At 68.9% G+C, this 17,855-nt stretch carries 16 protein-coding genes and 2 pseudogenes; 8 read left to right on the top strand and 10 right to left on the bottom strand.

All coding sequences use genetic code 11. From position 1 onward, the window contains the following. The first annotated feature begins 576 nt into the window (after positions 1-576). Positions 577-1,788, top strand: coding sequence for an NAD(P)/FAD-dependent oxidoreductase (locus ABB07_RS39015; protein WP_208903137.1), 1,212 nt, complete (start codon positions 577-579; stop codon positions 1,786-1,788). Then, the gene (locus tag ABB07_RS39010) at positions 1,785-2,690 is read left to right on the top strand and encodes an RNA polymerase sigma-70 factor (RefSeq protein ID WP_208903136.1); all 906 of its coding nucleotides are present in this window, start codon (positions 1,785-1,787) and stop codon (positions 2,688-2,690) included. The genes ABB07_RS39015 and ABB07_RS39010 overlap by 4 nt, the downstream gene beginning before the upstream one ends. Positions 2,691-3,509: 819 nt before the next feature. Here ABB07_RS39010 and ABB07_RS39005 read toward each other — a convergent pair. The 4 genes and pseudogenes from ABB07_RS39005 to ABB07_RS38995 form a co-directional block, all read right to left on the bottom strand. After that, positions 3,510-4,223, bottom strand: coding sequence for a hypothetical protein (locus ABB07_RS39005; RefSeq protein ID WP_208903135.1), 714 nt, complete (start codon positions 4,221-4,223; stop codon positions 3,510-3,512). A 495-nt stretch (positions 4,224-4,718) separates the two neighbouring features. Next, entirely contained in the window at positions 4,719-5,177 is a 459-nt protein-coding gene (locus ABB07_RS39000) for a cupin domain-containing protein (protein WP_244189693.1), read from the bottom strand. Positions 5,178-5,189: 12 nt separating this feature from the next. Further along, positions 5,190-5,366, bottom strand: coding sequence for a hypothetical protein (locus ABB07_RS41325; protein ID WP_244189692.1), 177 nt, complete (start codon positions 5,364-5,366; stop codon positions 5,190-5,192). A 15-nt stretch (positions 5,367-5,381) separates the two neighbouring features. Beyond that, a pseudogene (locus ABB07_RS38995) lies at positions 5,382-6,301 on the bottom strand (NADP-dependent oxidoreductase). A 374-nt stretch (positions 6,302-6,675) separates the two neighbouring features. Between ABB07_RS38995 and ABB07_RS38990 the strand changes: the two are divergent. Next, a complete protein-coding gene (locus ABB07_RS38990) occupies positions 6,676-8,337 on the top strand; it encodes a hypothetical protein (RefSeq protein ID WP_208903134.1) in 1,662 nt (553 codons plus the stop codon). A 239-nt stretch (positions 8,338-8,576) separates the two neighbouring features. Here the strand turns inward: ABB07_RS38990 and ABB07_RS38985 are convergent, their stop codons facing one another. The 3 genes from ABB07_RS38985 to ABB07_RS38975 form a co-directional block, all read right to left on the bottom strand. Continuing rightward, positions 8,577-8,954, bottom strand: a complete 378-nt coding sequence (locus ABB07_RS38985; RefSeq protein WP_208903133.1) for a hypothetical protein — start codon at positions 8,952-8,954, stop codon at positions 8,577-8,579. An 81-nt stretch (positions 8,955-9,035) separates the two neighbouring features. Then, positions 9,036-9,233, bottom strand: a complete 198-nt coding sequence (locus tag ABB07_RS42140) for a NucA/NucB deoxyribonuclease domain-containing protein (RefSeq protein ID WP_208903132.1) — start codon at positions 9,231-9,233, stop codon at positions 9,036-9,038. 64 nt (positions 9,234-9,297) lie between these two features. After that, a complete protein-coding gene (locus tag ABB07_RS38975) occupies positions 9,298-9,876 on the bottom strand; it encodes a hypothetical protein (RefSeq protein WP_208903131.1) in 579 nt (192 codons plus the stop codon). A 168-nt stretch (positions 9,877-10,044) separates the two neighbouring features. Here ABB07_RS38975 and ABB07_RS38970 point away from each other — a divergent pair, with 168 nt between their 5' ends. Next, positions 10,045-10,839, top strand: a complete 795-nt coding sequence (locus ABB07_RS38970; protein ID WP_208903130.1) for an alpha/beta fold hydrolase — start codon at positions 10,045-10,047, stop codon at positions 10,837-10,839. Positions 10,840-11,067: 228 nt separating this feature from the next. On the opposite strand, the gene ABB07_RS38965 is transcribed toward ABB07_RS38970, so the two are convergent. Both ABB07_RS38965 and ABB07_RS38960 read right to left on the bottom strand, forming a co-directional pair. After that, on the bottom strand, positions 11,068-12,270 hold the full coding sequence (locus ABB07_RS38965) for an FAD-dependent monooxygenase (protein WP_208903129.1): 1,203 nt from the start codon (positions 12,268-12,270) through the stop codon (positions 11,068-11,070). Between the two features lie 504 nt (positions 12,271-12,774). Next, positions 12,775-13,464, bottom strand: a complete 690-nt coding sequence (locus tag ABB07_RS38960) for a hemerythrin domain-containing protein (protein ID WP_208903128.1) — start codon at positions 13,462-13,464, stop codon at positions 12,775-12,777. An 84-nt stretch (positions 13,465-13,548) separates the two neighbouring features. On the opposite strand from ABB07_RS38960, the gene ABB07_RS38955 reads away from it, so the two are divergent. Further along, on the top strand, positions 13,549-13,995 hold the full coding sequence (locus tag ABB07_RS38955; protein ID WP_208903127.1) for a MarR family winged helix-turn-helix transcriptional regulator: 447 nt from the start codon (positions 13,549-13,551) through the stop codon (positions 13,993-13,995). A 134-nt stretch (positions 13,996-14,129) separates the two neighbouring features. Beyond that, positions 14,130-14,238: pseudogene (locus tag ABB07_RS42135) on the top strand (IS5-like element IS4811 family transposase); the annotation flags it as partial. Between the two features lie 282 nt (positions 14,239-14,520). Here the strand turns inward: ABB07_RS42135 and ABB07_RS38950 are convergent. Next, a complete protein-coding gene (locus ABB07_RS38950) occupies positions 14,521-15,162 on the bottom strand; it encodes a TetR/AcrR family transcriptional regulator (protein ID WP_208903126.1) in 642 nt (213 codons plus the stop codon). Positions 15,163-15,260: 98 nt separating this feature from the next. On the opposite strand from ABB07_RS38950, the gene ABB07_RS38945 reads away from it, so the two are divergent. Together ABB07_RS38945 and ABB07_RS38940 are read left to right on the top strand one after the other, a co-directional pair. Next, positions 15,261-16,253: a substrate-binding domain-containing protein gene (locus ABB07_RS38945; RefSeq protein WP_244189690.1), complete on the top strand. Its 993-nt coding sequence runs from the start codon at positions 15,261-15,263 to the stop codon at positions 16,251-16,253. Positions 16,254-16,632: 379 nt separating this feature from the next. After that, on the top strand, positions 16,633-17,730 hold the full coding sequence (locus tag ABB07_RS38940; RefSeq protein ID WP_208903818.1) for a MerR family transcriptional regulator: 1,098 nt from the start codon (positions 16,633-16,635) through the stop codon (positions 17,728-17,730). Positions 17,731-17,855: the final 125 nt, after the last annotated feature.

Here is a 17,855-nt window from a genome sequence, read left to right as displayed (position 1 = left end):
ACCACTGACCCTACGTGTGCGAGACCCGTGTGCGAGACCCGCTGGAGTAGTAACCGTTGCCTTCCCCTTCCAAGGGCAGACCAAGAGCCTCGATGAACAGCTTCCGGCTCAGCGGCGGGTCTGCGACGACCACCGCCACGCTCGTAATGGAGAAACACCAGGCCGTACCGTTTCCGGATCGCGGCGACCGTGGCGGTCTTCGGGTCGCGTACCACGCGGGACACCGGCGGATCATCGACCAGGCCGGCGTAGGGCTCCTCGACCAGCCGGGCCGGGGCGCCGTGCTCAGCTTCAACCTGCCATGGGCCACCCTGGGCGACTTCGCAGGCGACATCGCCGACCGGGTCGGTCGCCGCGCCGTCCATCAGGGCCCCTCCAGCCGTCGGGAGTCCTCAAGCGGCTCCGGGTGCAAAGGCACCAAGAGCTTGTGCAGGTCGCGGTAGACCGGTGGGCTCACGCAGGAGGCGTAACCCCCACCAAGCCGACTATGGCGCGCATCACATCGAGCTCATGTCACGGACTGGCACGCAGCTTCCATCCACTGGTCGTCAACAGCGAGCGGAGGAAGGCAAAGCGATGAGCACACAGCGCGAGACCGGCACGGCGACCACCACTCACCGCGTTCTGATCCTGGGCGCGGGATATGCGGGCATGTCCGCAACCATCCAGCTCGCGAGCCGGGTCAAGCGGCGCGAGGACGTGCAGTTGACCCTGGTGAACGCGCAGGAGCGGTTCACCGAGCGGCTGCGGTTGCACATGATGGCGACAGGGCAGCAGCTCGCCGAGCTGAGCATTCCGGAGCTGCTGGAGGGGATGGGCGCACAGTTCGTGCGTGGCTGGGTGACGGCGGTGGACGCGGACGCACGGACGGTGCGGATCAACGAGGACCGGGTCCTGCACTACGACACGCTGGTCTACGGATTGGGCAGCGTGGCCGACACGACTGCGGTGCCGGGCGTCGACGACCACGCGTACACCCTCAACAGCCCCCAGGACGCCGAGGTGCTGGCCGACCGGCTGGCGCGGCTCGGCAGGGGCACGGCGGTGGTGGCCGGCAGCGGGCTGACCGGCGTCGAGTCGGCTGCGGAGATCGCCGAGCGGCACCCGGAGCTGAACGTCGTACTGTTGGGCCGGGACGAACCCGGTGCGGCCATGAACCCGAAGGCCAGGACATACCTGCAGTCGGCGCTCGACCGCCTCGGCGTCCGGGTGCGCGGCGGCGTCGAGGTGGTGAAGGTGCTGCCCGGGTCGGTCGAACTGGCGGGCGGGGAGAGCATCGCCGCCGATGTCGTCCTGTGGACGAGCGGTACGCGGGTGTCGCCGCTGGCAGCCGCCGCCGGGCTCGCCGTCGGCGAACGCGGCCGCATCGTCACCGATACCGCGCTGCGTTCGGTGTCACACCCCGATGTGTACGCCATCGGTGACGCCGCGGCGATCCGCCAGGGCTACGGTGTCATGCACGGCACTTGCCAGGGCGGGATGCCGACCGGCGTGCACGCCGCGGTGTCAATCGTCCGCACGCTGAAGGGCAAGCGGCCCAAGCCGTTCCGCTTCGGCTACTATCACACGCCGGTGAGCCTGGGCCGACACGACGCCGTCGTGCAGTTCACCCGCCCCGACGACAGCCCGCGACGTATTCATCTGACCGGCCGGATGGCGGCCCGGTATAAGGAGACGGTGACTGCCTCGCCCTGGCCGACCTTCGGCCGGATGAAGAAGATGCCCGCCTCGGGCGCGTTCTGGCCGCACGGCCGCCGCTTCACCCGCCGCGCCGAGGGTGCCGAGTGAGCGCCGACCAGCGGGTTTTTCACGAGTACCGCAAGCTGCTGTTCTCCGTGGCCTACCGCGTCCTTGGCTCCGCGGCCGACGCCGAGGACACGGTGCAGGACGCCTGGATCAAGTGGTCGTCCGCCGACCGTTCCCAAGTCGCCGATCCCAGGGCGTACTTGACGCGAATCGTGTCCAACCTGGCGCTGGAACACCTGCGTTCCACCCGGCACAAGCGCGAGAGCTACATCGGACCGTGGCTGCCCGAGCCCATCCTCACCAGCGGCGACACCGCCGACGCCGTCACGGACGCGGAGTCGGTGTCGACGGCGATGCTGGTGGTGCTGGAGACGCTGAGCCCGCTGGAGCGCGCGGTCTTCGTGCTGAAGGAAGTCTTCGGCTTCAGCCACGCCGAGATCGCGCAGGCGGTGGAACGGTCCGAGGCGGCGGTACGACAGGCAGCGCACCGTGCGCGTGAGCACGTACGGGCCCGCAGCCCCCGGTTTGCCGCCGACCGCTCTCGGCAGCGCGAGGTCACCGAGCGGTTCTTCGCCGCCGCGACCGGTGGCGACATCAACACCCTGATGGAGCTGTTGTCCCCGGACGTCACCCTGTGGACCGACGGCGGCGGCAAGGTCCGTCAGGCGCTCAAGCCGGTCGTGGGAGCGCAGACCGTTGCCTCGTGGTTCGCGGCCATCGGCACGGTCACCTACCAGGTTGTTCAGCCCGCCGACATGCGCGCCGAGCTCGTCGAGATCAACGGCGGCCCGGGCATCGTGTTCAGCGCCCCGGACCGGGTGATCGCCACCGTCACCTTCGACTTCGACGCCGACGGTCGTATCACCGCCATCCACAACGTTGCCAACCCCGAGAAACTCCGGGCCATCACAGAGGGCACCGCCCACGACGTCGCGACACGGTGAGTGTTGGGCGGGAACTATCCCCGGACGGCAACCGAGGGTCGGCCCGGAAGGGTCCGCTCACCCTCTGACCGGTCATGGTCGCGGTCGCTGAGAACCCATCTCTGAACCTCTGATGATCTCGTTCTCGCGCCTCGATCATCTGGCAGCGAAGCCCACTGGCTCCAGAAGCGATGTTCGGCAGAGTGCGGCCGCCCCGTCGATCAGCGTAGTGCGGAGGCATCCGTCGCGTTGAGAGCGTCGACGGCATCGGCGACATGACCGGCCTATGAGTCATGGCCAGCCATCCCCTCCCCCTTGCCGCAACGTCGTGCTCCTGGGCGACCGAGGCATCCGGTCACTCGGCCCGGACGCCGTGCACGCGGGCGAGCTGGCGCAGCTCGGAGCGCGCCGCCGGCACCGCGGGGATCGTCTCCCCGTAGGGGTGCCACCGCAGCCGCACGGACAGGAGCAGCAGGCGGCGGCGCAGGGCGGTGGTGTCGCGGGAGGCGGGACCAAGTCGCCACTCTCGCCCGGCTCCCGCGGGAGATCGAGAAGTCCCTCGACGAGCGCGACGACAAAGTCGAAGACGCCCTGGCCGCCCAGTTTGGCATCAGCCCAGCCAACAAGGCATACGCCGCTGCGATCTGCATCCATACCGATGCACTGGAGGCCGCAGTCTGCGGCACGTCCACCCCGTCGGCCGGGTAACCGCCCCTCCGTCAGTTGGCTGTTGCGGGTTCGGGGACATCGCGGACACGGCGCTTAACACCCGCCTTCGGCATGAACAGCCTCGGCGACCGTGAGTCGGCGGTCATTAGGGCTGGCGCATTGTGAGTGGATTCATGACCCATTCTCGAAAATCCCACGAGGGAGGCCTCTGATGACGTCAGCCACTGCAGCAAGGGCCTGCTGAGCTTCGGTCGTGGTGGCAACTGATTGGCCGGCCATGTCTTCCAGGTTTCCATTGCTGCGCACCACCTCTGCCAGGAATCCGACCAAAGCATGCCGTTGGCGCGTAGTCCGGCAGTCGTCGAGGAGGGCGGCTGCTCCGTCAAGCGATGAGTCGACCGAGATGAGTGCCCCCCAGGGCTCGGGGATGACGAGATCGGCACGATGGGCCAGCAGTTGCCGTGCGACTCGGTCCACCGCGTCGAAGTGCTGGTCCTGGGTCCGATTCTGACATTGGAGCAGCTGCTCGGCTGCCACCAGAAGGCGGGCGACCTCCTTCGCCGAGTGTCCATCCGCGCTCATCGTGTGCCCGCCGGACAGTTCGAGAATGAATCCCTTATGTCTGTGCCGTTCGGCGAGTCCCCGGATGGCAGCGCGCAGGGCGAGCCAAATCCCGGGCCCGGCAGTAACCGCGATGACTGCATAGTCCGGAAGGCTGCGGGCGCTATGGTATTCATCCTGCGGCAAAGGCTCTGCGCCAGCTTTGCGCAACTCTTCCTCTAAGGCCGCGTGGCCAGTTACCGGCTCAAGCCGAAGGTAGATCCTCTGAGGCTCGCCAATTCGAGTTGGGCGAAAGTAGAAATTGTCAGCCTCCATGGTGATCACTGCGTATATAAGATGGGACTCTTCTCGCATAGCCACAGAAGGAAGGTAGCGGAGCCATCTTGCGAGCCGCTACGTGGCGGGTTGAAGTCAACGCTTGATCAGGGCGAGGCGGATCACCGGAGGGCACAGCGCTCCGTGCAGCCCTCACGTGGGTGACGGATGCGAATCTCCGCCGCCTGGCCGCCCAAAGATCGCTGCCGCCTGACCACAACCAGGCTGGCCAGCTAAACGCCGTCATCTGCGGCAACAACTTGGCGCTCGAACGGCGGGAATTCGGCGACGCCGCGAAGCTGATCCCCTCCTCCCCGACCCTCACACGGTGAAGGAAATGAGAAGGCTGTCACCAATCCCGCATATTTCTGTAACTCACGCATGTAAACACCATCCAAGCACTGAATGTGATGCTTTGGGACCCGTCCGCGCCCTTGCGCCTTGAAGAACGGGGCCCGAGGCAACCATCCGATCGGGTCCCGGCACCCACCACCACGACAGCGTTCACCCGCAAGTGAGTACCAAGCGCGGCCGCACGCAGCTGCACACACCACCCCCAGCCAGGCAAACCTGACGGCAATGCCAGCCAGACCCGCCAGCCCAGGTCCGTCTCGGAGAAGTAGCCGGGTGCTGCGCGCCGCGGTGCCGCCCGCTGCGCGCCCACCGGGCTACGACGCCGGGTCGTCGACCTTGAGCTTTTCTCCCGGTGTTGGAGACGAAGACGACCAGGAGCTTGGCCCGTGTCGTGGGGCTGGTGTTCTCGGTGAGGACGTGGTGGGCACCTGGCGGCTCGACCCAGTTCTCGCCCTGGTGGTACGTACGCACGGGCTTGCCCTCGAGCTGGCTGCGCACGGTGCCTTCGAGGACGTAGGCGTGGACGAAGGCCTGGCCGTGCCGGTGCGGCAGCGCGCGTGCGTCGGGCGGGAAGTCGACGATCGCCGAGGTGAACGTCTTGCCCTCCACGTTCGGCAGGGCCTACTGGAGCAGCGGCTTGAGGGTTTCGGTGGGGGGTGTCGATGCCATGGCCGCAGGCGATGCCGCGGCCGCGGTTGTCGCCTTGGCGTGGGCGGGCAGGTCCGAGGTCGAGCATGCCGTGGCCGCAGTCAGCCTGGCGACGGCCAGGAGGCCGGCGGCGATTGGCATTCTGATCACGATGGGTCTCCTGGGTCAGTCTTCCGTGACGCGGATGATCGTCTTGCCCAGGGTGCTCTTGCCGGGGGCGAAGGCGGAGGGTGCTTCGGCGAGTGGCCGCACAGCGCCGACGAGCGGCTTGAGCCGGCCGCCCCTCAGCCGCGTGGCGAGATCGGCGAGCCGGGCGCGGTCGGGTTCGACGACGAAGAAGACTGCACGCCCGTCCTTGGGCTGGACCTTGGGCGGCATGACGATGGTGACCAGCGTGCCACCGGGGCGGACCAGGGCGGCCGAGCGGTCGAGGATGTCACCGCCGATCACGTCGAACACGACGTCGACGTCGCCGGCGTCCTCCAGCTTCTCGGTCTGCAGGTCGATGAAGGTGTCGACGCCGAGTGCGAGCGCCCTGTCCCGGCCGGAGGCCCGGCCGGTGCCGATGACGCGGGCGCCGGCCTCACAGGCGAGCTGCACCGCGATCGAGCCGACGCCGCCCGCCGCACCGTGGATCAGGACGGTCTGGCCTGTGGCGAGGCGGCCGTGGTCGAACAGCCCCTGCCAGGCGGTCAGCCCGGAGATCGGCAGCGCCGCGGCCACGGTGTGGTCGACGTCCGCCGGCAGCGGGGCGAGGTTGCGGGCCTCCACCGCGGTGTACTCGGCGAGCGTGCCGTCACGCGCCCAGTCGGCCAGGCCGAAAACCCGCTGTCCGACACTCAGGCCGGTGGTGCCGTACCCCAGCTCTGCGACGACACCGGACAGCTCGTGACCGGGCACGCTCGGCGTCCGGTCGCGGCCGGCGCGGTCGGTCCACGTGGCAGGCCAGTCCAGCTCGCCAGAGGTGAAGCCGGCGGCGTGCACCCGCACGATGACGTCGTTCTCGGCCGCATGGGGTAGGGCACGTCCGTCAGGGACATCCCGGCAACACCGGCATCACGGTCTCGCACAGTGATGGCTTGCATACAGGTCCATACTGCGGAGGGGCGACCCGAGCACACAGCGCTCGTGCGCAGGGCTCATAGTGGCTGCAGGTGGATGTATGCCGTGCCGCATGATCGATCTCACCTGCTCGCGCATATTCCTTCGTCGCCCGTTGTGCGTTCTCAGCAGGGAGACGAGGCAGCCCGTCCGGGGGTGACGGCTCAGACGCGCACGAGTTTGTCGGGGTTCATGACCCGGCGGTACGCGGTGATCAGACCATCCGTGATCTGGACCGTGTCGACAGAGTAGACCCGGCCTTCCCGGCGGAACACGAGGGCGAGCTCGCCGCCGTGATCGTCCGCCGCGCAGGCAATCCCCTTGCGCTACCAACCCTGTCCAGCGATGCTCGACTGCCGTGAGCGGCTTCCAGATCAGCACCCTGACGGCCACCGAGGAGCGGCTCTGGCACGCTTTCCCCACCGGCGCCCTGGTCGACCTGCGCTCCCGCCCCGACGACGACCCCTGCCAAGCGACGTCGTGGCCGCGCACCCGCGACATTCGCGCTGAGGTGATCGCCGCGCTGCTGACCGGCAGCGGGCCCGACGCAAACGGCGGCGCGGGGGTCAAACTGGCCGGCGCTCGTGTCGTTGGGCGACTCACGCTCGCCCACACGCAAGTCCCCTACGCACTCGACTTCGAGCACTGCTGCCTCGACGACGGCCTGGACCTCGCCGAAGCCGAGACGCGCAGCGTGCGCCTGCGCGGCTGCTACCTCACCGTACTGGAAGCCAACCGCGCCGACATCCGCGGAGAGCTCCAGATGCAGGGCTGCCGCCTCGACCGGCTCAGCCTCTACGCGGCACGCGTCTTCGAGATCGAAATCAGCGGGACCACGATCACAGCACCCCCGCCCGAACCCCCGGACCCTGACGCCGACTGGACGCCGCCGCGCACCGCCGTCAACGGCGACCTGCTCGTCGTTGACACCGCGATGTACTGCCACGACGTTGTCATCGACGGACAGTTCCGGCTCCCCGGCGCGCGCATCGGCGGCTACCTGCATCTGGATGGCGCCCGGATAACCCACGAGGAGCCCAACCGCCCGCCCACGCCCGCCCTGCTGACGCAGGGGTTGCGCGTCGACACCGGCATGTTCGCCCGCCGTGGCAACACCCGAGCGAAGAACCCCTTCACCGTCACCGGCGGCGTCGACCTCAGCGACGCCACGATCAAGGGCGGGCTCACGCTGCCCGACGCCGACCTGGTGGACGACCACGGCCAAACGGCGCTGCGCGCAGACCACATCTCGGTCGAGGGCGGTGTCAACCTGTCGGGCGTCACGGCTTCGGGCGCGGTCCGGCTCAACTCGGCCCGCGTCGTCGGACCGCTGACACTGAGCGGTGCGCGACTGGGCACGCTCGACGCCTCCGGCGCGCGCGTCGAAGGGGCGATGTTCTGCAATGAGGGATTCACCGCGCACAGCCTGGACCTGCGGCGGGCACGGACTACAACGTTCGAGGACGACGCCGCGTCCTGGCCCGACGAGCTGCGCCTGGACGGCTTCGTCTATGACGAACTGATGCCGTTACCGACGGCCGGAACGCGACTGCCGTGGCTGGCTCGCGACGCGTATCACCCTCAGCCTTACGAGCAGTTGGCCGCGCGCTACCGCGCGGTGGGGCGTGACGGCGAGTCGCGGCGGGTGCTGCTGGCCCAGCAGCGGCGTCGACGTGAGGCGGCGGGCCTGCCGGCGAAGGCATGGGGCCTTCTCCAGGACGCAACGGTCGGCTACGGGTATCGGCCGTGGCTGGCCGGGCTGTGGCTGTTGGGCCTGCTCGTCGCCGGATCGGTCTACTTCGCCTCCCACCACCCTGCACCGCTGGGCGCGGGCGGCCCGCATTTCAACGCGGTCGCCTACACGCTCGACCTGTTGGTGCCGGTAGTGAGCCTCGGTCAATCGGGCGCGTGGAATCCGAGCGGGTCCAGTCAGGTGCTGGCCTATGCGCTGATCATCAGTGGTTGGACACTAGCCACGACGCTGGTCGCCGGAGTCACACGAATACTGGTGAGGCCCTGAGATAACAGGTCTCTCTACGGCTGGCGCGCCTGACACAAGACGACACCAAACCGTCGCCCTCAGTACTGCTGCCAGGCGCCGGCGCTCTGGTCGAAGTCCTCCTTGTAGGCGCGGCGCTGGGTGAGGTCGGATTCGGTCAGCTGCGGGTGTACGGGCGGCTGCTGGGGGGCGGCCCAGAGTTGGATCAGGTGGCGTTCGCCGCGGTCGCCGACGCCGGGCTCGGGGTTGAGGGTGTGGCACTACAGGCGCATCCGGATCCACGCAGGCACGTGGTCGGTGGGCAGGCGGAGCGGGCCGTCTTCGGGTTCGGCTTCGTCGAAGTGTCCGCTTCCGAGGATGTAGATGGCGGGGGTGTCGTCGGTGGCGTGCAGGCTCATCTCCTCTGCTGGCCCCCAGGCTGGGTCGGTCTCGGGTGGGGGCGGGGCGTCGTGGGTCTGGACGGTGATGGTGATGGTGCCGGTATCGGTGTCGGTGAGGATGTGCGCCGTGTCGCTGCCGATGGGCCCGCACCTCCAGCCGTACGGCCACTCGGGCGACCATTCGTAGTCCCCGCCGAGCGCGAGGAGATAGCCGTACTCGCCAGTCTCCGGCGTCCATGTGGTCTCAGCAATGATCAATGGTGGTCTCCTCACGCACAGGGGCAACCCCGGCGCGCCGGGGTTGGCCTATAGTGCCGTTCGGCCCAGCCTGTCAGGCCGTCAGGCGACGACGTAAAACGGGTCGTTGTCCATGACGTGCATCGGCTGGCGCCAGTTCGTGATGCGGGCGCCCTGGGTGTTGTTCTCGTTCGGGCTCACCCACGTCGTCTCACGCTGCGAGGCGGGCAGCCTCGTGCCGCCCTCGTAGGTCGAGGCGAACGGGTACTCGTCGCAGTAGGTGCGCCCCGCCCGCTTCATGTCCGGCGGCGCGGTGCAGCCCCCGCAGACCGCTTCCGGTTCTTGTTCTTCTGCCTGGTGTTGATCACCCAGTGCAGGGGCTTGCCGCCGTACGGGTCGCCGTAGTGGCCGCCCTGGCGCGCAGCTTGCGGATCCCGTCATCGATCCACGGGATGCCGACCATGGACACCGCCGTGGGCGCGTCGGTCATGGCGCAGCCGGAGGTGCCGTAGTAGTTGTCGCACCGCCAGGTCGCCGACTTGTAGCCGGTCGAGCCGGGGACGTAACCCGGTTTGGTGGAGCTGAAGACGTACCTGGTCTGGGTCTTGCCGTTGATGCGGCCCTTGCGCATGGGCGAGGTCGTGTAGGTGACGCTGCCGCTGGAGCCGGTGTCGAGCAGGTGCGGCCCGTAGTGCGTCGTCGCGGTGGTGCCGTTCCCGGCCGTGGCGGTGACGTTGACGGTGATGCCCCCGCCCTCGCCGGTGGTACGGGCCTTGGAGAGCTGGAACTTCTCCCCCCCCCAGTTCGCCGACGTCGAGTGCAGCGTCATCGAGTGCCGGACGGTGAACGTGGCCGTGCCCACCTGGCGCGGTACACCGTTGCTGACCCGGATGACCTTGACGCGGACGGTGGCCCACTCGCACTCGCTGAACCGGTTGATCACGATCGTGTCGACCCTGCACGTGGCGTTCGCGTCCGGCGCCACTGCCCCGGCGGGAGTTGGCGAGTCGAGTGCGAGAGGTGGCGGTGTGTGCACAGCACCCCGAAACTTATACAATCGTCTTGTACGAACGTCTTGTACGAGCGTATAGATCTACTCTATGATGAAGCCATGGACACCGACCTCACCAAGCGCTCCGCACTCACCGTCGACGGCCGCACCCTTTCCTACGTGGACTTCGGCGGCCCCGGCCGGCCGCTGCTCGCCCTGCACGGGCACATGTCCGAGGGCCTGTCGTACGCCGAGCTCGCCGCTCGTCTCGCCCCGGAGTGGCGGGTCATAGCCCCCGATCAGCGCGGCCACGGTGAGTCCGACCGGGCGGCCGACTACAGCCGGGAGGGCTACCTCGCCGACCTGAAAGCCCTCATGGATCACCTGGGGCTGGACCGGGCGGCCCTCCTCGGCCACTCACTCGGCGCGATCAACGCCTACCAGTTCGCAGCCCGCCACCCTGAGCGTGTCACCGCGCTGGTCAATGCCGAGGGATGCGCCGAACTCGGCCTGGACGGCAGCAATCCGCTGGCGTTCGTCCTGAACCTGCCGGAGGGCAGCGCCCCCAACCGGGAGGCGTTCGTCGCGCAACTCGGCCCGTTCGCACCGCACTTCGAGGCAGCCGTCCGCGAGCGGCCGGACGGCACCTGGGGCTTGCACTTCCACCCCCAGGACATCTACGACTCGGAGGACCAAGTGCACGGCGACCACTGGGCCGACTGGACCGGCTCCACGTGCCCGGCGCTGCTGGTGCGCGGCGCCAAGGGCGGCGTGCTGCCGGCGGAGCAGGCAGAGCAGATGGCCACCCGACGCCCCGGCACCCACCTCGTCGAGCTGGAGACCGACCACTTCGTATACGCCAACGACCCGGCCGGCTTCGCGACTACGGTCCGCGGCTTCCTCGCCGCGGTCTGACACAGGTCCGCAGCCGTCCACTCACTGCCGGCCGCTGGACTGAGCGAGTACTCCTCCAGGCTTGCCACCTGCATCGATGAGACCGTCCTCGTCAACTGAAACGCTCACCCGCCGACTGACGTACTCATCCGCCAAGTGAAGTGCTCAGTCACAATCCGGACGCGGTCCGGTCGAACGGGTCGGGCACGGCCACGGGCGGTTCTCCTCTGTGCGGTGGGTGGCCGGCGCTCAGCCGCGGTGGGCCGACGACCGGGCGTGCAGGGTGCTCGCCACCCTGGGGCCGAGCCAGCGCTTGAGCCTGCGTAGCGCCTGGAACCGGCCGACCGCCCTGTCGAGGCCGTAGTACAGCTGCGGCGGGATGTACGGCAGCAGCGGCGAGTGGCGCTGGCCGAGCAGGGCGAACATGCGGTGCGGGGGCAGGTGGATGTAGCGGGGCAGGTTCTCGTACCACTGGGCGCTGTAGCGGGCCGCGCTCTGCACGGGGAGCAGTTCGGCCTGGCGCCGTCGCTCGTAGGCGGCGAGGGCCCCGGGCAGGCTCGCGTGCTCGTGCACGGCGCGGGCGAGGCACATGGCGTCCTCCAGGGCGAGGGTGGTGCCCGCGCCGACGGAGTAGTGGGTGGTGTGGGCCGCGTCGCCGAGCAGGACCAGGTTGCCGTGGTGCCAGGTGCGGTTGGTGAGGGTGCGGAAGGTCTGCCAGCCGGCGCCGGGACGGCCGATGAGCGGGTGGCCGTCGAGGACGTCGGCGAAGAGTTTCTCCAGCAGGGCGACGCCGTCCGCCTGGCTCGCGCGGTCCAGGCCGAGCCCGGCGAAGGTCTCCGGTGAGCACTCGACGACGCAGGTGCTGTGGTCGGCGCTGTAGCGGTAGCCGTAGACCCAGATCCAGCCGTGCTCGGTCTCGGTGAAGGCGAAGGTGAAGGCGTCGAAGATCCTGGTGGTGCCGAGCCACATGTAGGGGTTGCGGCCGGGGACGATCCGGGTATCGAAGGCCGCGGCGTGCCGGGTGCGCAGGGCGCTGCGCACCCCGTCCGCCGCGACGACGAGGTCGGCGCCGGCCGGCGGTTCGGTGAGCTCGCTCTCGAACTGAAGCCGTACGCCGAGCCGGCGGGCCCGGTCGGCGAGCAGGTCGAGCAGGCGGTGGCGGCCGATACCGAAGCCCTCGTCGCCGTGGTGACGGATCGTCAGGCCGCCGACGTGGGCGACACCGTCGCTGTAGCCCACGGACGCGTCCTCGATCGCCCGCGCGGTGGCGGCGTCGTGCTCCCGGAGCTTGTCGAGGAAGCAGCGCCGGTACGTCACGCCCCAGCCGTAGGTCGAGCCCTCGGGGTCGCGCTCGTGGACGGTGATGTCATGGGCGGGATTCTGCCGCTTGAGCAGGATGGCGAGGTAGAGACCCGCGGGCCCGCCCCCGACGCAGACGACCTTCACACGCACACCCCTGACGGTCACTCCATGCGGTCGAACCGCATCGGAGGGTAGCAGGGCGGCCGGGCCGCGCGATCGCGTCGCCCTGCAGGAGTCCGTGGGCGGTGGGGTTGGCCAGCGTCATCAGCAGGATTGCTGTCGAGGCGGCGCCCAGGCCGTAGGACAGGACGGTGGCGCGCTTGGGGCGGAAGGTGTTGGTCACGGGGGGGAGTAGCCGCGAGCTGGGTGGGCGGTTCGTACGCGGGCATGCGGTGGCTCCAGGGGTGGGTGTGCGCGGGTGGCGGCGACCGGAGCGGCGGTCGCGGTGCCGGGCCCGTACGGCGGACCCGGCACCGTGCGGTGTGCCGCGTGCGGTCAGTCGCGCGTGGCGGCACGGTCATCCCTGCCATGCCGCCACGCCGCTCGCGCTTCCCCGTACACACCTGCCCGGACCGGGCTGTGATGCCCATCAGCGGTCCTGGGCCGCAAAGGCTCACCATGTCCGTCGCGGGTGGTGCGAAGAAGATCCGCACGTCAGGGCTGGGCCTGCAGCGCCCAGGTCTCCGGCACGCCGAGGTCGTCGTACACCCGCTGGCGCTGGCTGGGACTGAGAGTGGTGGTGGCCGCGGCCAGGAGGTCGGCCTCCTGGCCCGCTGCCGTCTCGACGATCCCCCGCGCGATCGCTGTCCGGACTGCAGGTGGCAGTGCGGGGAGCATCCGGCGAAGGTCGGTCAGGGCCTCCTCAGGGGTGCGGGAGGCGCGGAAGGCGGTGAGCACGGCGCCCAGCTCGTTGTCGCCGGCGTACTGCCACAGGGCCGGCATCGCGACCGTCTCCTCGAGGTGAAGGTGCGCGAGGTAGGCGCTGATGACTTCGTTCAAGGCGAGGTAGAGGGCGTGCTGGGCCTCCGGCAGGTCCTCGGCGGGAGTGCCGGGAAGCGAGCGTGCCTGCTCGTCGAGTGTGGTGAAGGCGGCGTCGAGGCGTATGTGCTCGGCCTCCAGTGCGTCGGCCGCCTCGGGAGCCCGCTCACGCAGGAGCTGGTGGATGAAGGTGTCCTCGTGGTCGGCGTGCTCGCGCAGTTCCTGGGTCATGGCCAGGCAGCGGTCCGCCTGCTCGGCGGCGGCACCGCTGGAGGGGATGTCCGCGGCGCCGAGGTCGGTGGCGAGGGCGAACAGCCGTGCACGCTGTCCCATGTGGACGTTCCGGTAGAGGTCGATCTTGGGCATGGTCTGTCCTTCGGGGGGGCCAATCAAGTACGATGACAACACATTGTCTTTCCAGCAACATGATGTCAAGTGGAGGAGTGTGCGATGCCGGACGAGGCAGCACTGTTGATCGCCGATGTCTTCGAGGCGGCCGGGGCCCTGCGCCGGCTCGGCGAGCAGACCGCCGCCGCGGAAGGCCTCACCCAGGCCCGATGGCAGGTCCTCAGCGCCGTCTCCGAAGACCCGCTCACCGTCCCCCAGGCCGCACGCCGCCTCGGCGTCAGCCGCCAGAACGTCCAGCGCGTCGCCAACGACCTCGTGTCCTTCCGCCTCGCCTCCTACGAACCCAACCCGGACCACCGCGGCTCCCCCCTGCTCACCCTCACGCCCCGCGGCAGGGAGTCACTCGCCCGCGTCACCGCCAGGGCCGAACAACTGCACCGCACCCTCTTCGCGGCCATCCCCGAACAGGAGATCCACGCCACCAGGACCTCGCTGCGGCGCCTGCTGGCCGAACTCGACCGCCACGAAGGCGAAACAGGCAAACGCTAGACAGGCTCCCCGCATTGCCGCAGACCAGGCCGACCGGTCCTTCCGGTCCTCGCAACGGGCCATGGCGTTGGGCCTACTGGTGATCGTGGGCTGCTTCGCCGCCGGCCTGTACTTCGTCAAGGGGCGACCAAGGTCTTCGTCGCCGCTGGGTCGTCGAACGCTCACGCGCCTGGGTCATGCACGCCCGTCGGCACGTGCCGCGACTACGAACGGCTCATCCAGCACTCGGAATCGCTGATCACCTGAGCCGCCATCCCCCTCCATGACCAGGTGAATCACCCGGCGATCCTCCCGCAGAAGCAATCAGCCGGCCTCCGGCGAAGCCCAACAGGACTGGACATTCTCAAGGTCATGGTGCTGACCTTGGCCCGCACAGGTCCGAACCCGGCCTGGGCGCCACTCTCCCACCGCCGTCCGTGGCCTGTCAGCGGAACACCACCGCGGAGTGGGCCATCACGGCGCCGGCGGATGCGGGGGTGCCGCACTCGCATGTGCAGCGGATTTGCAGCGTGAGCTGGGGAACGCTCACCGCGCAGCGTTGTCCGGGCGCTCGGCCCCGTCGAGCAACCCCCGGACGGCGTCGTTGAATCCCGCCGTGTCGGTCAAGCCGAAGGCGACACGCTGGAGCAGGAATCCATGCAGCAGACCGATCACTACCCGTGCGCCGCTCTCCGGCTCCACGGTTTGGACAGCGCCCGCCGCTTGTCCGCGGCGCAGGGCGTCGGCGATGCTGCGACGGACCCTTTCGAAACCCTCCAAGGCGCGGGCGTGCAGGCCGTCGTTGCGCAGTAGTTCCGACCAGGTCTGCACGACGCACTGCAGCAGTTCCTCGACCGGCACCACCTGCCCTGCGGCGTCCGTGACGGTCTCAGCACTCAGTGCCTGAAGGGAAGCGGCGACCAGGTCGCCCACGGAAGGGGCGTCAGCGGCCACGGCCACCCGCTCCATCGGCTCGAAGATCAGCCGGAAGGCGTCCGCGGCGATGGCCAGGATGATCTCCTCCTTGCTCGCGAAGTAGCGATAGGGGGCACCCGCAGAAACACCGGCTGCGGCAGCGATGTCCGGCATCGAGGTCTGGTGGAAGCCGCCCCGCGCGAAACACCGGCGCGCTGCCGCCACGATCTGCGCACGCTTGGCTTCCCGACGCTCGGGCGTGATCCGCGGCATGGCCAGCCCCCCTCAAAGTGAATGATTGTTTATCTTGACAGGGGATCATATCGGGCTCATCGTGAAAATGAAAGGTCATTCACGGAAGCGGGATCTTGATGAGCATCGAGCTGACCATCGGCGCCTACCGGTACGAGCACACCGAGGCGCTCTTCGACGGCCGCGTGAAGATCGACGGGGTGGACGCCACCCTTGAGACGGAGCCCTTGGTCTCGGACCTCTTCCGGCACATGCTCGAAGGCCGCTACGACATAGCGGAACTCGGCCTGACCTACTTCCTGCGCACCTTCGGCCTGGACGACGCCCCATTCCTGGCGCTGCCGATCTTCCCGAACCGCAACTTCCGGCACTCCGCCATCTTCGTGAACACCGAGGCAGGGATCGAGAAGCCCCAGGACCTCGCCGGCAAGACACTCGGCGAGTTCGCGCTCTTCGGACACGACGCCGGCGTCTGGCCCAAGGGCATCCTGTCGGACGAGTACGGCGTGACCGTCGACCGGTGCCGCTGGGTCATCGGTGGCACCAACCACCCCATCCCCGCGTTCGACTGGCTCCCGCAGCCGGTGCCGGACGGCGTGCACGTGCGGCACGCCGACCACGGCCAGACCCTGGGCGCGATGCTCGAGTCCGGAGAGATCGACGCGCTCATCTCGGTCGACGTGCCCCACGCCATGTTGCGGGGATCGACGAAGATCGCCCGGCTCTTCCCCGACTATGAGCACGTCGAGCGCGACTACTACCGGCGCACCGGGATCTTCCCCCCGATGCACATCGTCGCGGTCCGCAAGGACCTGGTGCACCGTTCCGAGGATCTGCGCTCGGTCTACCGCGCCTTCGTCAAGGCCAAGGACTTGGCCGAACGCAAATACATCGAGGACGCCGCGAAGCAGCACATGAGCCTGGTGACCCCCTGGTTCAGCAGCCTGTTCGAACACAACCGCAGCCTGCTCGGCGAGGACTGGTGGCCCTACGGCATGCGCGCGAACCGCAAGGCGGTCGACACCTTCCTGCGCTACCACCACGAGCAAGGCCTCTCCCAGCGCCCGCTGACCAGCCGCGACATCTTCATCCCCGAGTTCCTCGACACCTAGTCGCACCGACCAAGGGCCAAAAGCACCCGCCAGTCCCGCAAGGTCACCGTGTTCCACCGCGATGCCTTCGCCATCAACTGAGACCCGCACAGGGCGGCATGGAAGGCGGCGGCAAGCTCGCGCGTCCGCTCCTCGCTCCGCACGCCGTGCAGCATGAAGAACACCGGACCTGCGTGATCCACGCCGGCCTTCTGCTCGCGGACCAGACGGACGATGAGGGTCTGTCAAACGAACGGTGTAACCAGGGTGGTTGGGTTACTGGCGTGGTGCTGAGAGTCGGCCGTCGAAGGTGATGTCCGCTCTTGCTGCCGTGAGTGAGGCTGTTGACCCTCACGTGGCGTCAGGCTGCATAGTCGGTGCCGTGGAGGATCACTGGACCGTGGGACGCGTGGCCGAGCTGGCCGGCGTGAGCGTCCGCACGCTGCATCACTATGACGAGATCGGGCTCGTTCGGCCGTCGGCGCGGACCGCGGCCGGGTACCGGGCCTATTCGGCGGGCGACGTGGAGCGGCTGCGGGAAGTGCTGGCCTATCGGCGGTTGGGCTTCGGGCTGCGGGAGGTTGCCGAACTGGTCGGTGACCCGTCCACCGACGCGGTTGCGCACCTGCGCCGACTGCGCGGCCTGTTGCTGGAGCGGCGTGATCGCGCTGACGCCATGGTGGCGGCCATCGACAGGGAACTTGAGACACGGGCGAAGGGACTGACGGTGCCACCGGAGGAGCAACTACAGATGCTCGGTGCACGGCTGTACGACGCGATCGGCGGCGCTTACCCCGCGACACGGCGTACCGAGCCGCGGATCGCCGCGCAGATCTGGGACGCGCTCGGGGACGCGCGGACGGTGCTGAACGTCGGGGCCGGCACCGGCTCCTACGAGCCTGCTGATCGCGATGTGACCGCGGTGGAGCCATCGGCGGTGATGCGGGGGCAGCGGCCTGCCGGCTCGGCACGGTGCGTGGCCGCTGCCGCGGAGAGCCTGCCGTTCGAGGACCACTCCTTCGACGTCGCGATGGCCGTCTCCACCGTTCACCACTGGGGGGACCCGATAGCGGGGCTGTGCGAGATGCGGCGCGTGGCCCGCCGCGTGGTGGTGCTCACGTTCGACACCGACGAGCCCGGATGGCAGGACCGGTTCTGGCTCACCCGCGACTACCTGCCCGAGTTCGCCGCCGTCCTCGCAGAGTTTCCCTCGCTTGCTGGGATGGCCGACGCGATCGGTGCCCGCGTTGAGCCGGTGCCCATCCCGTGGGACTGCGCTGACGGCCTGTTCGAGGCGTACTGGCGCCGACCGGGGGCGTATCTGCAGGATCACGTGCGCCGTGCGATGTCGGTGTGGACGAGGGTCGGACCGCAGGCCGAGCAGCGGTCGGTGCGAAGCCTCAGCGACGACCTCGACTCCGGCCGGTGGGCCGAGCGCAACAGCGACCTCGCCGACCTCGACGCGGCAGATCTCGGCCTCCGCCTGCTCATCGCTTGACCCGCGTCGCAGGTTCAGCCTCAGAAGCTGTGTCTGAGCCTCGCATGACAAGATGAGTGGTACTTCGCTGCAGGTAGCGGGCTTATCGAGCTCACTATCACGGATTCGACCGGGACCCGCTGTAG

Origin of the sequence: Streptomyces incarnatus, assembly GCF_001027185.1 — a bacterium.
Lineage (GTDB): Bacteria > Actinomycetota > Actinomycetes > Streptomycetales > Streptomycetaceae > Streptomyces > Streptomyces puniciscabiei.
This window is presented reverse-complemented; position numbering and strand designations above follow the sequence as displayed.

What these genes read in the sequence shown, in the direction of transcription:
- ABB07_RS42140 (WP_208903132.1), bottom strand. Translation starts at nt 9,233, where the DNA reads ATGAAGCGGGCGGGGCGCACCTACTGCGACGAGTACCCGTTCGCCTCG.
- ABB07_RS39015 (WP_208903137.1), top strand. Translation starts at nt 577, where the DNA reads ATGAGCACACAGCGCGAGACCGGCACGGCGACCACCACTCACCGCGTT.
- ABB07_RS38945 (WP_244189690.1), top strand. Translation starts at nt 15,261, where the DNA reads ATGAGCATCGAGCTGACCATCGGCGCCTACCGGTACGAGCACACCGAG.
- ABB07_RS38955 (WP_208903127.1), top strand. Translation starts at nt 13,549, where the DNA reads ATGCCGGACGAGGCAGCACTGTTGATCGCCGATGTCTTCGAGGCGGCC.
- ABB07_RS38970 (WP_208903130.1), top strand. Translation starts at nt 10,045, where the DNA reads ATGGACACCGACCTCACCAAGCGCTCCGCACTCACCGTCGACGGCCGC.
- ABB07_RS38950 (WP_208903126.1), bottom strand. Translation starts at nt 15,162, where the DNA reads ATGCCGCGGATCACGCCCGAGCGTCGGGAAGCCAAGCGTGCGCAGATC.
- ABB07_RS38960 (WP_208903128.1), bottom strand. Translation starts at nt 13,464, where the DNA reads ATGCCCAAGATCGACCTCTACCGGAACGTCCACATGGGACAGCGTGCA.